Raw genomic sequence first — 15456 nt, 5'->3', positions numbered from 1 at the left:
AACATCTTTGACAACGGCTGCAGGCTTGCCTCGCCCCCGGCAGCCGGATACCAATCGGAAACTACGTAGCGATCACGCGCCGCCGTTCCCCGGAAAGATCCGACATGGCCGATTCCTTCTTTTGCCGCCTCGAAAGCCGTAGCCTCGTTGAAGTCACCGGTCCAGAGGCCTCCGATTTTCTCGACCGGATGATCACGCAGAACACCGAAGCCGCCGACGGACGAACCGCCGCCTTCGGCGCGCTCCTGACCCCGCAGGGCAAGATCATCACGGATTTTCTGGTTGTCCGTCAGGATAATGGCGGATTTCTGCTCGACACCCCAGCAACGGGCGAAGCCGACCTCCGAAAGCGTCTGACGATGTTCAAGCTGCGCGCCGACGTGACGATTGGTGCTTCGCCGCTCGTCGTCTACGCCGGTTGCGGCACACCGCCGGACACCGGTCTCGTTGCCGTCGATCCGCGCCATCCGGACCTTGGTTGGCGCCTCTACGCAGCCGAGGGAGCCGTCGCCACCAACGCCGACGAGGCCACCTGGCAAGCGCATCGCGTGGCGCTCGGCGTACCGGAGGCCGGCGCCGACCTGCCGCTTCTCGACGCCTTCCCCCATGACCTCGCCATGGACAGTCTTCACGGCATCGATTTCGACAAGGGATGCTACGTTGGCCAGGAAGTGGTGAGCCGGATGCGTTTTCGCGGCACCGCTCGCCGCCGGCCGGTCGTGCTTTCGGCCGATGGAGACATGCCCCAGGCAGGCGCCGAAATCCTGATTGGAGGCCGAGTCGCCGGGCACCTCGGATCGGCAAGCGGGAAACATGGAATCGCCATCCTGAGGCTCGACCGGGTCCGGGACGCGCAAACGACGGACGAGACCATCACCGTGGACGGCCTGCCGGTTTCGGTTGCGCTTCCGGCCTGGGCCGACTACGGCTGGCCGGACACTCAAAAGCCCGACGCATCCAAACCGGACGACTGACATACATGGCCGACAAAGCCGGCTCTCCACCCCGTGCATGGCAGCGCATGCTGTCGGGACGGCGGCTCGATCTTCTCGATCCCTCCCCACTCGACGTCGAGATAACCGACATTGCCCACGGCCTCGCCCGCGTCGCCCGCTGGAACGGTCAGACATTTGGCGACCACGCGTTCTCCGTGGCCCAGCACTGTCTTGTCGTCGAGGACATCGCCGGCCTTCTGGAGCCGGAACTGACCGTTTGCCAACGCCTCGTCGTCTTGCTGCACGACGCCCCGGAGTATGTGATCGGCGACATGATATCGCCGTTCAAATCCGTGATGGGGGGCGACTACAAGACGGTCGAGAAGCGCCTCGCCGACGCCATCCACCGACGTTTCGGGGTTGAGAAACACGATACCGAACGCCTGAAGAAGCTTGCCAAGAAGGCCGACCTCATCTCGGCCTATTTCGAGGCGGTGGAACTCGCCGGCTTCACCGCCGACGAAGCGAAACGCATCTTCGGCGTGCCGCGTGGCATAGGGCGCCAAACTCCGGCCGGCCCCGTGCTCGGCCTCGTCCCGCTGCCGACCGTTTCGGCGGAAGAAGCCTTCCTCAACAGATTCCAACAGCTTGAAAGCCAGCGATGACCGCGACGACCATCCATGTCTGCTCTCTCACCAAGCTTGAAGAAACGGTGGCGCTTACCGGCGCCCGCCACGTCATCACCCTGATCAACGCCGGCACGCCCATGCGCCTGCCGACGACGATCAGCCACGAGAATCACCTGTTTCTCGCCATGCACGACATAGTGGAAACGGTTGATGGCATGACGCCGCCCGGAGAGATCCACGTCGCGCAGATGCTGGAATGGGTAAAGGATTGGGACCGGACCACACCCCTCGTCGTCCATTGCTTCGCAGGCATATCCAGGTCGACCGCCGCCGCCTATACGCTGGTCTCGGCACTCAATCCCTGGCGCGACGAAGCGGCCCTCGCCACCCTTTTACGGCAGCGCGCGCCGTCGGCGACGCCCAACCGGCGCATCGTGGAGATCGCCGATCGCCTGCTCGGCCGCGACGGTCGCATGGTGACCGCGATCGATGCCATCGGGCGGGGGGCGGACGCGTTCGAGGGCACTCCCTTTGCGCTTGAAATCGAAGCGGCGCGGTAGCCTCGCAGGCGAAACGAGTGAGCGTCTCAACGGACGCGCGCCCCTGTTTTCCGTGCTATAGGCAGGTCATGGATACTCGCGACACGCAACTGGAAAGCGGCAGCATGCCGACGTGGGTTTACAGCTTCGGCGAAGGCGTGGCGGACGGTGGCATCAGGCTACGCCACCTCCTCGGGACCAAGGGCGCCAATCTCGCGGAGATGGCCAGTCTGGGCCTGCCGGTCCCGCCCGGCTTCACCATCACCACCGAGGTTTGTCGGCACTACTACGCCAACGACCATCGCTATCCATCCGACCTCGAGCGGCAGGTGAATGCCGCGCTCGACCTTCTCAGCCGGCGCACGAAGCGCGCGTTTGGCCACCCCGAGCGCCCTCTTCTGGTGTCGGTCCGTTCGGGCGCGCTCGCCGCCATGCCGGGCATGATGGACACCGTCCTCAACCTCGGTCTCAACGACGTGACCGTCGAAGCGCTGGCGATCGAATCCGGCGACGCCCGCTTTGCGCTCGACAGCTACCGGCGTTTCATCCAGATGTTCGGCGAAGTCGTGATGGGGGTGGACGGGCAGGCTTTCGAGGAGATCCTCGACGACCTCAAGGAACGCGAAGGCTATTACAACGACACCGAGCTCACGGCCGACGAGTGGCGCAAGGTCATCGCCAGCTTCAAGGAAATAATCGCCGACGAAACTGGCAAGCCTTTCCCGCTCGACCCTCTGGAACAGCTCTGGGGCGCCATAGGCGCGGTATTCGGTTCCTGGAGCAACCGGCGCGCCGCCACCTTCCGCAAGCTTCACGGCATTTCCTCGAACTCCGGCACCGCCGTCAACGTCCAGGCCATGGTGTTCGGCAACATGGACGAGCGCTCGGCGACCGGCGTTGCCTTCACGCGCAACCCTTCGACAGGCGAGCGACAACTCTACGGCGAGTTCCTGCTCAATGCTCAAGGCGAAGAGGTCGTAACCGGCCTCAGGACGCCGCAGGACATCACCGAGGCCGCCCGGCTCGCCAGCCGCTCCGACCGCCCTTCGCTCGAAACGCTGATGCCGGATACCTACCGCGAGTTCATCGGGTATTGCCAGAAGCTCGAGCGGCACTTCAAGGATATCCAGGATCTCGAGTTCACCATCGAACGCGGCAAGCTCTGGATGCTGCAGACGCGATCCGGCCGCCGCACCGTCGAGGCGGCGCTCAAGATCGCCGTCGACATGGCCAACGAAGGCCTGATCACCCGCGAGGAGGCCATCGAGCGCATCGATCCGTCGTCGCTGGAGCAGCTCCTGCATCCGACCATCGAGGCGGACGCGCCGCGCGATATTCTCGCCACCGGCTTGCCGGCCTCCCCCGGCGCCGCCGTCGGCGAGATCGCCTTCAACTCAGAACAGGCCGAAAAAGCGCGTCAGCGCGGCATCAAGGTGATTCTGGTGCGCGCCGAGACCAGCCCCGACGATGTGCACGGCATGCACTCGGCGATCGGCGTCGTAACCGCTCGCGGCGGCATGACCTCGCACGCCGCCGTCATCGCCCGTGGCCTCGGCAAACCCTGCGTGGTCGGCGTCAGTGCCCTCAAGGCCGACCCTGTGGCCGGCATCGTGACCGTGGGAAAACGCGTACTTCGGGCCGGTGACGTCATCACCATCGACGGCTCCTCCGGACAGGTCATGGCTGGCCGCGTGCCGATGAAGGAACCCGAACTGTCCGGCCCCTTTGCCGAGATCATGGCCTGGTCGGACGCCATCCGTCGTCTCGAAGTGCGCGCCAACGCAGAAACGCCGCTCGAGGCGCGCATTGCCCGCCAGTTCGGCGCCGAAGGCATCGGCCTCTGCCGCACCGAGCACATGTTCTTCGAGCACTCGCGAATCTCCGCCGTGCGCGAGATGATTCTCGCCGAAACGCCCGAGAGTCGCCGGACGGCGCTTGAAAAGATCCTGCCGATGCAACGGCAGGACTTTGCCGAACTGTTCGAGATCATGGAAGGGCAGCCGGTCTGTATTCGCCTCCTCGACCCGCCGCTGCACGAGTTTCTGCCGCGCACGGAGCGGGAGGTGGCGGAGCTCGCCCAGACAGCTGGCGTATCGCCCGAGGTGCTGCGTCGGCGCATTGCCAATCTGGAAGAGTACAATCCGATGCTCGGCCATCGCGGCTGCCGCCTCGCCGTCTCCTTCCCGGAAATCGCCGAAGTGCAGGCTCGCGCCATCTTCGAGGCGGCCATTGCCGCGTCGGACAAGATCGGCCAACCGGTCGTGCCGGAAATCATGGTGCCGCTCGTCGCCGCCCGCAAGGAACTCGACTACGTCAAGGCAATCATCGCCCGCGTCGCCGTCGAGGTGTCCGAGGCAGCGGGTCGGCCGGTAAATTACCAGGTCGGTACGATGATCGAGCTGCCGCGCGCCGCGCTGATGGCCGAGGACATCGCCCAGTCGGCCGCTTTCTTCTCTTTCGGCACCAACGATCTCACCCAGACCACCTTCGGCATCAGCCGCGACGACGCTGCCTCCTTCCTGCCAACCTATCTGCAGAAGGGCGTGCTCGCTCGCGACCCCTTCGTCAGCCTCGATCGCGACGGTGTCGGCGAACTGATCCGCATCGCCATCGAGCGGGGCCGAAAGTCGCGCCCCGACCTGGGCCTCGGCATGTGTGGCGAGCACGGCGGCGATCCGGCCTCCATCGCCTTCTGCGAGGAAGCCGGCCTCGCCTACGTCTCCTGTTCGCCGTTTCGCATGCCGATTGCCCGCCTCGCGGCGGCGCGCGCCGTGGTCATCGGCCGGAAGGAACGTCCCAGAGACTGACGCGAGCCGCGATGAAGCGCGCCGTCGACGGTCCGGTGAACAGCACCATGAAGAAGCGCATGGTCTGCATGGCCATCACGAAGGACATGTCGACATTGCTCGACGCGGCGATGATGGCGACCGAGTCGGCGCCGCCCGGCGAGGTGGCGAGATAGGCCGTCAGAAAATCCACGCCGGTCACCGATGACAGGATGCCGGCGTAGACGGCGCAGATGGCAACGAGCGCGACGATGGCAAGAAGGATCGTCGGCAAAGCCCTTGCCGCATAGGCGATGATGTCCCTGTTGAACCGGCCACCGATCGCCCAGCCGCAAACCGCATAGGAAACCGCGAGCAACACCGGTGGCAACTCGACCGTGAGCAGGCCGGCGCCCTGCAAACCGATGGCGAACAGCATCGGCAGGATCATGGCGCCCGTCGTCAGCCTGAAGATGCGTGACAGGACGAGACCCGCGGCGATGACCGCCAGTGTGCCGGCGAAGTTCACCCAATCAATCGGCGGAAACCAGTCGGCCGCAGTACCGCCGGTAATCGTGGCATCGAGATAGAAGCGCGCGGCCAGCGACGCCATGGTGGCGACGATCAACACGCGGAGGTACTGCATCACCGCGACAAGCCGAGTGTCGCCGCCGTAGGCCTCTGCCATGATCACCATGGCGGTAGCCGCCCCCGGCGAGGCGCCCCAGACGGCGGTCGTTCCCGGCAGCACGCGAAAGCGGGCGAGCACATAGCCGATCGCATTGGCCGTCAACACCACCGACGCCACGCCGATCAGGACGATAGGCCATACCGAAAGGATCTCGCCGAGCACGTTTGGAGGCATCGCCCGCGCCATCATCGTGCCAACCACGCCCTGAGCCATCATGAAGGCCGGCCGAGGCACGGCAACGGCCCGTCCGTTGAAGCCCAGCAGGATCGCCGCGAGCATCGGCCCAAGCAGCAACGCCGCCGGAAGATGGGCCATCTCCAGGGCAACGCTGATCGCCACCGATGCCGACAGGAGAACGGCCCAGAGGATCGCATTGGCACGGAGACCGAGGCCCGGCTGCGGGAGGAACATCGACAACACCGATCTGCGACGGAAGGGATCGCGGCTGGCCGCTGCTCGAACATAAGGATGCCCGATCCGCCAGTCGCTACACCCTGGGCCTTACCATTGGCCAGAGGCGTTTTTGAATGACTGCCCTGCGCGCCTCCCTCGGCGCTGGCTCGGAAACGCATGCTCCACCCCAACCCGGCGAGTAAAACCAAATAAGTTCACTCAAGGCAGCAAGTTTATTCCGATCTATGTGAACGTAGATACTTTTGAAACAGGCAACAAAGCGCGCCCAGAAGTTACCTTTCCTAAATGGGTTGGCGACTAGCGTTCCGTCATTCAATAGCCAAGAGTCGAATTGACATGACCCTCATCAATACTCGGGCCAAGCTCCTGCATCGCATCGTCTTCATTGCATCGCTCATCGTGGTCACCAGCTTTGCCCTGTTCTCCACGACCATCTACGTGCTGGAGCGCCAGGATCTGAGAGACAATGTCGCGCGCACTCTGGAAACGACCGGCGCCAGCGTCGCTTCCGGTACCGGCAACTGGTTTCAGGGTCGTCTTCTGATCGCAACCCAAGCCGCCGACGCCATCGGCGCCTCCAGGGACATGCTCGGTGTGGTTCTCTCGGGCAAGACGCTGAGTTCGGAGTTCCTGTCGGTCTATCTCGGCGAGGAGAACGGCGCTTTCACCATCTCGCCCAAGGCCGAAATGCCCGAGGGTTACGACCCGCGCAAGCGCCCCTGGTACATCGACACCGCCAAGGCGATGTCGACCCAGCTGACCGAGCCCTATGTTGATCTGGCGACCAACAAGGTGGTCATCTCGGCCTGTGTTCCCGTCAGTGCCGACGGCAAGATGATCGGCGTGTTCGGCGGCGACTTTGCGCTCGACGCTCTGATCGACCGGATCAAGGCATCCAATTTCGGCGGCATCGGCCAGGCATTCCTGGTCTCCTCGGACGGCAAGATTCTCGTTCACCCCGAGGCGAGCCTTGTGGGCAAGCCGCTGTCGGACGCCTTCGCCGGTCTGTCGACGCCGACCGCCAGCGGCATTGTGGAGACGACGTTTGCCGGCCGCGACCATGTCGCCAGCTTCGTCGCCATCGAGGGCCTGCCGGTCAAGTGGTACGTCGGCGTCGCCGTCGACAGCGACATGGCCTACGCCAGCCTCAACCGACTGGGGTTCACCGCGCTGTTGGCAACCATCGCCGCAACGGTCATTCTGCTGCTCGCGCTCGGGCTGGTCCTGAAGCGCATCGTCGCCGAACCGGTCACGGCGATGACCGCCGCCATGCGCTCGCTGGCCGCGGGAAATCTCCAGACCGATATCCCCTGCCTCGACCGTCACGACGAGATCGGCCATATGGCCGCCGCCGTCGCCGTCTTCCGCGCCAATGCCGAGGAAAGGGATCGCCTGGAAGCAAGCCAGCGGGCCATCGTCGAGGAGCGTGAACGCCGGGCCGAGCGCGCAGAGGCGCTGATCGAACGCTTCCGCTCCGAGGTCTCGGGAACCATCGGCATGGTCGTCGACGCTGCCCAGCGGCTCGAAGGATCGGCTGAGGAACTGATGGCTACCGCCGAAGGCAGCGAACGCAGCAGCGGCGTGGCGGCGGCCGCCGCCGAGCAGGCCTCGGGCAACGTCCGTTCCGTTGCCGCCACGTGCGAGGAACTTGAGGCGTCGACCAACGAGATCGCCCGCCAGGTCGGGATGTCTCAGGCCGTCGCCGGCAAGGCCCGCGCCTCGGCCCACGAGACGCGCGAGACGGTCAGCCAATTGCTCGCCGCCACCGACCAGATCAACCAGGTGATCGGCCTGATCACCGCCATCGCCGAGCAGACCAACCTGCTCGCCCTCAACGCCACGATCGAAGCGGCAAGGGCGGGCGAAGCCGGCAAGGGCTTTGCCGTTGTCGCCGCCGAGGTGAAGTCGCTCGCCAACCAGACGGCCAAGGCCACCGAAGACATTTCGCGCAAGATCGATGAGATCAAGCTCGTGTCTGACAACACCGTCAACGCCATAGCCGAGATTGGTTCCATTATCGAGGAGGTGAACAGCGTTTCGGCCAGCATCACCACCGCCGTCACCCAGCAGACCGGCGCCACCGGCGAGATCACCCGCAACATGCAGGAAGCCGCGCGCGGCAACAGCGATTTGTCACGCACCATCGTTGAGCTCAGCGATGGCGCCGCCACCACGCGTTCCGAAGCGAGGACGGTGCTCGACGCCGTCACCTCGCTGAAGGCATCCTCGGTCGACCTCGGGCACAAGGTGGAAAGCTTCCTCGCCGAAATCGACGCCGCCTGAGCTTTCGCGCCCAACCGATACCCGTGGCCCGACCGCTCCAAGCGGCCGGGCTTCCGCACACTTGGGACCACCGCCGTCGTCTATGACGGGGATTCTCCTGTTCACTCGGATTCCCCGCCCTTGCCGGAGGCACAAAACGCCTCTATCAGGGGGGCTTATGACAACGAAAGCCGCCAATCCCTACGGATTCAGCCGCCCGCACCTCCTCGGGATCGAGGGTCTTTCCCCGCCGGAGATCGTCGACCTTCTCGATCGCGCCGAAGCCAACATCGAGCTAGGCCGGCAACCTTCCAAGAAGAGCGACAGCCTTCTTGGTCGCACGCAGATCAACCTTTTCTTCGAAAACTCGACGCGCACGCAGTCGTCCTTCGAGCTGGCCGGCAAGAGGCTAGGCGCCGACGTGATGAACATGGCCGTCGGCCAGTCGTCGGTGAAGAAGGGCGAGACGCTGATCGACACGGCGATGACGCTCAACGCCATGAACCCCGACGTCATCGTCGTGCGACACAACGCGTCGGGAGCGGTGGCCCTGCTCGCCCAGAAGGTCGACTGTTCCGTGGTCAACGCCGGTGACGGAAGCCACGAGCATCCGACACAGGCCCTCCTCGATGCCTTGACCATCCGGCGCCACAAGCAGCACATCGACGGCTTGGTCGTCGCCATCTGCGGGGATGTCGCCCATAGCCGAGTCGCCCGCTCCAACGTGCTGCTGCTGACGGCCCTCGGCGCCCGCGTCCGGCTCGTCGGGCCGTCCACCCTGGTGCCCGGCGCCTTCCGTGAAATTGGCCTCGAAACCTTCACCTCGATGCGCGAGGGGCTTCGGGATGCCGACATCGTCATGATGCTGCGCCTCCAGCGCGAGCGCATGCAAGGCTCCTTCGTGCCATCGGTCCGCGAATATTTCCACTACTGGGGTCTCGACGAGGAGAAGCTGTCCTATGCCAAGCCCGATGCCCTCGTCATGCATCCCGGCCCGATGAACAGGGGCGTCGAGATCGACCCGGCTGTCGCCGATGGGCCGCAAAGCCTCATTCGGGAGCAGGTGGAAATGGGTGTCGCCATCCGCATGGCCGTGCTCGATGCGGTCGTGAACGCCCGAGGCAACGGTGGTGAGGCCTACCCATGAGCCGGATGGCACAGACCCGCCCGCTGATGCTCAGCAACGCCCGCGTCGTCGACCCCTCGCAAGGCATCGATGGTCCCGGCGCCGTGCTGATGGTCGACGGTCGCATCGCCGCCGCCGGTCCGTCGGCCGGCAACAACGGCGCCCCGGAGGACACCGAGATCGTCGACTGTCGCGGCCTCGTCGTCGCTCCCGGCCTCGTCGATCTTCGCGCCCATGTCGGCGAGCCCGGGCACGAACACCGCGAGACGTTCGCCTCCGCCGGCCGGGCGGCGGCTGCCGGCGGAATCACCACGCTCATCGCCATGCCGGACACCGATCCCTGCATTGATGATCCGGCCCTGGTGGACTTTGTGGCGACGCGCGCCCGACGGACGTCGGCCGTACGCGTGCGTGTCATGGCGGCTCTGACCAAAGGACAGGCTGGCGCCGAACTCACGGAGTTCGGCCTTTTGGGCGAAGCCGGAGCCGTGGGCTTCACGTCCGGTCGCGGCGCCATCGCCAACGCCCAGGTCCTGCGACGGGCGCTGACCTATGCCAAGGACTTCGGCGCCCTGGTCTGCAACCGACCCGAAGACGCGACGCTGAAAGGCGCCGCAGTCATGAACCTCTCGGAGACGGCGGTCAGGCTCGGCCTGCAGGGAATTCCCGCCGAAGCCGAAACCACCATGCTCGCCCGCGACCTTCGCCTCGCCCGGCTTGCCGGGGGACGCTACCACGCGTCTCTGCTGTCGGCCGCCGAGTCGCCCGAACTGATGGCCTGGGCAAAGGACCGCGGAATAGCCGCCACGGCATCCGTCTCGGCTGCGCATCTGACGCTCAACGAGATGGATATCGGCGCCTATCGCACGTTCTTCAAGCTGTCGCCGCCGCTGCGCGCCGAAGCCGACCGCCTTGCCCTCGTCGAAGCCGTCAAGACCGGGGCCATCGACGTCATCGTCTCCAACCACGATCCGCAGGATGTCGAAACCAAACGCCTGCCCTTCGCGGAAGCCGCCGACGGCGCCATCGGTCTCGAAACCTTCCTGTCGGCCGGTCTCAGGCTGGTGCATGGAGGATCGCTGACGCTTCTGCGGCTGATCGATGCCATGTCGACGCGCCCGGCCGAAATCGCCGGCCTCGACGCCGGAACGCTCAGGAAGGGCGCGCCTGCCGATGTCGTCGTGTTCGACACGGAAGAACCGTGGGTGCTCAACGCCAAGGACATCCTCTCCAAGGCGAAAAACACGCCCTACGACGGCGCCCGCTTCACCGGTCGCGTCCGCCGCACCTATGTCGGCGGTTCGCTGGTGTTCGAGCGCTGACGTCCAAACAGAGTGACGCACACCCGGTAACCGTTACCATCATTCAAGATCGCCGAGGGCATCATGTTCGAGTCAGCCTCTCCCTGGGTCGCTTACCTCGTCGCCGCGCTTGTCGGCTACGGCCTTGGCTCCATTCCCTTCGGTCTGCTGTTGACGCGGGCCGCCGGCCTTGGCGACGTGCGGGCCATCGGTTCCGGCAACATCGGCGCCACCAATGTCCTGAGAACAGGGAACAAGAAGCTGGCCGCCGCCACGCTGCTTTTCGACCTCCTCAAGGGAACGGCGGCGGTCCTGATCGTGCGCGCGCTGATGCCAACCGTGCCGGAGGCAGCCACGCTCGCCGGCGTCACCGCGTTCCTCGGCCACCTCTTCCCCGTCTGGCTCGGCTTCAAGGGCGGCAAGGGCGTCGCCACCTACATCGGTGTGCTGCTTGGCCTGTTCTGGCCGGCAGTTCTCATATTCGCAGGCGTTTGGATCGCCGTCGCCTATTTCAGCCGCTACTCCTCACTTGCCGCCCTTGTCGCCACCGTGGTGGTGCCGCTTTCCCTCTGGGGCCTCGGGTACAACGTGCTGGCCGCCGTGCTCGCCCTTCTCACCGTCATCGTCTGGATCAAGCACCACGCCAACATCCGCCGCCTTCTCTCGGGCACCGAGGGCAAGATCGGACACAAGGGATGACCGGGCCGGGACGCGGGGGCGAGCTTTCCGACAACCAGCGCATCTGTTGGCTGCGGCTCATCCGCTCGGAGAACGTCGGTCCAGCCACTTTCCGCAGCCTGATAAACCACTATGGCTCGGCCGAAGCGGCGCTCGATGCGCTGCCGGCGCTTGCCCGACGAGGCGGGTCGGCCAGGCTTTCGATTCCGTCGGTTGCACAGGCCGAGGCCGAGATCGAGCGAACGCTCGCCCATGGCGCCCGGCTCGTGGCCATTTCCGAGCACCTCTACCCGGCCTATCTGCGCCAGATAGCCGCGCCGCCGCCGCTCGTCACCATTCGCGGCGGCTCACGCGAGCTGTTCGCCCGGCCGACCGCGGCGATTGTCGGCTCGCGCAACGCCTCCCTAATCGGCCACAAGATGGCCGAGCGCATCGGCCGAGGTCTTGGAGAAGCCGGCTTCGTGGTGGTCTCAGGTCTCGCCCGCGGAATCGATGGCGCCGCCCACAGGGCATCTCTCGACACCGGCACCGTGGCGGTGATCGCCGGCGGCATCGATCACGTCTACCCCGAGGAGCACGGTCCTCTGATGGAGGAGATCGTCGGCCGGGGCGGCGCCATCCTGACCGAAATGCCATTTGGCTGGAATCCGCGCGCGAAGGATTTCCCGCGTCGCAATCGCATCGTCTCGGGCATGAGTCTGGGCGTCGTCGTGGTCGAGGCCGCCGCTCGCTCCGGCACGCTGCACACAGCCCGTTATGCGCTCGATCAGGGCCGCGAGGTGTTCGCCGTGCCCGGTTCGCCGATGGATCCGCGCGCCGAGGGCACCAATCGCCTGATCCGCGACGGAGCCACGCTGACCCGTTCCGCCGAGGATGTCGTTGCCGTACTTCGGCCAATGCTGGAAAGCGATGCCCCCTTGTTCCGGGAGCTCCGGGAAAGCGATCAGGAGGACGCGCACCCCGACAGCATTGACCAGGAAAGCCGCGCGTCCGTGATCGGCGCACTCGGCCCGGCGCCCGTCGCGATCGACGACATCATCCAGCACACGCGGCTCACACCTTCCGCCGTATCCGTGATCCTGCTCGAACTCGACCTTGCCGGACGCATCGAGCGGCATGGCAGCCAACTGGTCTCTCTGGTCCGCTGAGCGACCGCTGCCGAACAGCGGCAGGCACAACACACCCATAAATTGCCACTTCGGCAGAAAATCCATTTCCGGAAGAGCCGCGATCGGCGCTTTCTCAAGCGGAGGAATGCCTTCCGAATGCTCCTTGACGTCAAGCGCCGTCACGCGGGCGAACCGCATGTCACCGACGGCATATCTGGCTCGACCCTTGCTTAATCCGGAGGTCGCACTTAAAGAGGGCGGAGCTTTTTTCCAGAAATTGTCCGGCGCACCTTAATGAACCTCGTGATCGTGGAGTCGCCTGCCAAGGCGAAAACCATCAACAAATACCTCGGCCGCGACTACACGGTGTTGGCTTCCTACGGCCACATCCGCGACCTTCCGGCCAAGGACGGTTCCGTCCTCCCCGACGACGATTTTTCCATGAGCTGGGAAGTCGACGGCAAATCAGGCAAGCGCGTGGCGGACATCGCTGCCGCCCTGAAGACCGCCGACAAGCTCATTCTCGCCACCGACCCGGATCGCGAGGGCGAGGCGATTTCCTGGCATGTGCTCGAGGTGCTCGGCGCCCGGCGTGGTGCGCTCAAGGGCAAGACCATTCAGCGTGTCGTTTTCAACGCGATCACCAAGCAGGCCGTGCTCGACGCCATGGCCAAGCCGCGCGACGTCGACCAGCCGCTGGTGGAGGCCTACCTCGCCCGCCGCGCGCTCGACTATCTTGTCGGCTTCACGCTGTCGCCGGTCCTCTGGCGCAAGCTGCCGGGCGCCCGCTCGGCCGGTCGAGTGCAATCGGTGGCCTTGCGCCTCATCTGCGACCGCGAGAACGAAATCGAAGTCTTCAAGCCCCAGGAATACTGGTCGGTCCTCGCCCGCCTGGCCAATCCGGCCGGCGACGAGTTCGACGCGCGCCTGTCCGAGTGGAAGGGCAAGAAGATCGGCCGTCTCGACGTGACCGATGGGGTCACGGCAAACGAGATCCGCGCCTTCCTGAACAGCGCCACCTTCTCGGTAACCCACGCCGAGCAGAAGCCGCAGAAGCGCCATCCCTTCGCGCCCTTCACCACCTCGACGCTACAGCAGGAGGCCTCGCGCAAGCTCGGTTTTTCGGCGCAGCGCACCATGCAGGTGGCCCAGCGCCTTTACGAGGGCGCCGATATCGGCGGCGAAACGGTCGGCCTCATCACCTACATGCGTACCGACGGCGTCCAGATCGCCCCGGAGGCAGTCAATGCCGCCCGCCAGGTGATCGTCAAGGAATACGGCGAGCGCTATCTGCCGGAAAAGCCTCGCTTCTATTCCACCAAGGCCAAAAACGCCCAGGAGGCGCACGAGGCCATCCGACCGACCGACCTTGCACGTTTGCCCAACACGGTAGCCAGCCACCTCGAGGCTGACGAAGCGCGCCTCTACGAGCTGGTCTGGAAGCGCACCATCGCCAGCCAGATGCAGAGCGCCGACTTCGAGCGAACCACCGTCGACATCACCGCCGGGAGCGGTTCGACCTCGGCCGGCCTTCGAGCGACTGGCTCGGTTCTGAAGTTCGATGGCTTCCTCGCCCTCTACCAGGAAAGCCGCGATGACGAGGAGGACGAGGACGGTTCCCGCCTTCCGCCGCTCTCCGTCGGCGACGCTCTGGCGCGCAAATCCGTTTCGGCCAGCCAGCACTTCACCGAGCCGCCGCCGCGCTACACCGAGGCGACGCTGGTCAAGAAAATGGAAGAGCTCGGCATCGGCCGCCCATCCACCTATGCCGCGACGCTCGCCACGCTGCGTGACCGCGACTATGTGACGATCGACAAGAAGCGGCTCGTCCCCTCCGACAAGGGCCGGATCGTCACCGCCTTCCTCGAAAGCTTCTTCACGCGCTACGTCGAGTACGACTTCACCGCCAGTCTCGAGGAAGACCTCGATCGCATTTCGGCCGGCGAAGCCGAATGGCGCGAAGTGCTGCGCCGCTTCTGGACCGACTTCAACACCCGCGTCGGCGAGGTGAAGGAACTCCGCGTCGCCGAAGTCATCGATGCCCTCAACGAGGACCTCGCCGCGCATATCTTCCCCGATCGCGGCGACGGCTCCGATCCGCGCTCCTGCCCGACCTGCGGCAACGGCCGCCTGTCGCTGAAGCTTGGTCGCTTCGGCTCGTTCATCGGCTGCTCCAACTATCCGGAATGCCGCTACACCCGCCAGCTCGGCGGCGATGGCGAGGCGGATGCCGCCCTTGGCGAGGGGGGCGTCAAGCTGCTCGGCACCGACCCGGAATCCGGGCTCGACGTCACGCTGCGCTCCGGCCGTTTCGGCCCCTACGTCCAGCTCGGCGAGGAGGGCAAGCCGAAACGCGCCTCCCTCCCCAAGGACTGGACGGTCGAAAGCATCGACCTGGAACGCGCCTGCCGGCTGCTCTCTCTGCCGCGCAACGTCGGCGACCATCCGGAAACCGGCAAGCCGATCGAGGCCAACATCGGTCGCTACGGTCCCTACGTCAGCCATGACGGCACCTACGCCAACCTCTCCTCCGTCGACGAGGTGTTCGACGTCGGCCTCAACCGTGCCGTCGCGGTTCTCGCCGAGAAGAAGGAACGGGGCGGGAGGACGCGCGCCACGCCAGCCGCTCTCAAGAGCCTCGGGGAGCATCCGGCATCCGGCGGCGAGATCACTGTACGCGACGGGCGCTACGGACCGTATGTCGCCTGGGGCAAGATCAACGCCACCCTGCCGCGCGGCAAGGATCCTCAGTCGGTGTCGCTGGAGGAGGCCGTGGCCTTGATCGCCGACAAGGCCGGCAAGGCGCCGAAAACCAAATCCTCCAAGGCGCCGAAGGCCGCAAAAGCGGCCGCCGGAAGCGAGGCCGACGGCAAGAAGAAAGCCCCCGCGAAAGCCAAGGCGGCGGGCAGAGCCGCCAAGAAGGCGGCGACCAAGCCCAAGGCCTCAAAGGCAAAGCCCACCTGAGCGAGAGCTCGGGGGGGCTCCTCGGCAGGATCGTTCCCGCCGC

The 15456-nt window shown here is 65.5% G+C and carries 11 protein-coding genes; 10 read left to right on the top strand and 1 reads right to left on the bottom strand.

All coding sequences use genetic code 11. The annotated features are described in order from the left end of the window. The first annotated feature begins 104 nt into the window (after window positions 1-104). The 4 genes from M4J40_RS20320 (at window position 105) to ppdK (ending at window position 4910) form a co-directional block, all read left to right on the top strand. The gene (locus M4J40_RS20320) at window positions 105-974 is read left to right on the top strand and encodes a folate-binding protein YgfZ (protein ID WP_251756239.1); all 870 of its coding nucleotides are present in this window, start codon (window positions 105-107) and stop codon (window positions 972-974) included. A gap of 5 nt (window positions 975-979) precedes the next feature. Then, window positions 980-1600, top strand: a complete 621-nt coding sequence (locus M4J40_RS20315) for a YfbR-like 5'-deoxynucleotidase (RefSeq protein WP_251756238.1) — start codon at window positions 980-982, stop codon at window positions 1598-1600. After that, on the top strand, window positions 1597-2124 hold the full coding sequence (locus M4J40_RS20310; protein WP_251756237.1) for a tyrosine phosphatase family protein: 528 nt from the start codon (window positions 1597-1599) through the stop codon (window positions 2122-2124). The genes M4J40_RS20315 and M4J40_RS20310 overlap by 4 nt, the downstream gene beginning before the upstream one ends. A gap of 104 nt (window positions 2125-2228) precedes the next feature. Continuing rightward, window positions 2229-4910 (top strand): pyruvate, phosphate dikinase, encoded by a 2682-nt coding sequence (gene ppdK, locus M4J40_RS20305; protein ID WP_251756236.1) that lies wholly within the window; start codon window positions 2229-2231, stop codon window positions 4908-4910. Here ppdK and M4J40_RS20300 read toward each other — a convergent pair. Beyond that, window positions 4879-5970, bottom strand: coding sequence for an AbrB family transcriptional regulator (locus M4J40_RS20300; RefSeq protein ID WP_251756235.1), 1092 nt, complete (start codon window positions 5968-5970; stop codon window positions 4879-4881). The genes ppdK and M4J40_RS20300 overlap by 32 nt on opposite strands. 339 nt (window positions 5971-6309) lie before the next feature. On the opposite strand from M4J40_RS20300, the gene M4J40_RS20295 reads away from it, so the two are divergent. From M4J40_RS20295 to topA, 6 genes are all read left to right on the top strand, one after another. After that, on the top strand, window positions 6310-8256 hold the full coding sequence (locus M4J40_RS20295) for a methyl-accepting chemotaxis protein (protein ID WP_251756234.1): 1947 nt from the start codon (window positions 6310-6312) through the stop codon (window positions 8254-8256). 157 nt (window positions 8257-8413) lie between these two features. Then, window positions 8414-9382: an aspartate carbamoyltransferase catalytic subunit gene (locus tag M4J40_RS20290; protein WP_251756233.1), complete on the top strand. Its 969-nt coding sequence runs from the start codon at window positions 8414-8416 to the stop codon at window positions 9380-9382. Next, the gene (locus M4J40_RS20285; RefSeq protein ID WP_251756232.1) at window positions 9379-10683 is read left to right on the top strand and encodes a dihydroorotase; all 1305 of its coding nucleotides are present in this window, start codon (window positions 9379-9381) and stop codon (window positions 10681-10683) included. The genes M4J40_RS20290 and M4J40_RS20285 overlap by 4 nt, the downstream gene beginning before the upstream one ends. A 63-nt stretch (window positions 10684-10746) precedes the next feature. After that, window positions 10747-11361, top strand: coding sequence for a glycerol-3-phosphate 1-O-acyltransferase PlsY (gene plsY, locus M4J40_RS20280; RefSeq protein ID WP_251756231.1), 615 nt, complete (start codon window positions 10747-10749; stop codon window positions 11359-11361). Continuing rightward, complete coding sequence (dprA, locus tag M4J40_RS20275; protein ID WP_251756230.1) at window positions 11358-12488, top strand: DNA-processing protein DprA; 1131 nt, start codon at window positions 11358-11360, stop codon at window positions 12486-12488. Before plsY ends, dprA begins: the two co-directional genes overlap by 4 nt. 255 nt (window positions 12489-12743) lie before the next feature. Continuing rightward, window positions 12744-15413, top strand: coding sequence for a type I DNA topoisomerase (gene topA, locus M4J40_RS20270; RefSeq protein WP_251756229.1), 2670 nt, complete (start codon window positions 12744-12746; stop codon window positions 15411-15413). The last annotated feature ends 43 nt before the right edge of the window (window positions 15414-15456 follow it).

This window comes from Pleomorphomonas sp. JP5 (assembly GCF_023721815.1).
Lineage (GTDB): Bacteria > Pseudomonadota > Alphaproteobacteria > Rhizobiales > Pleomorphomonadaceae > Pleomorphomonas.
Note: the sequence above shows the minus strand (reverse complement) of the source record. Positions and strands in the feature narration are given on the sequence as shown.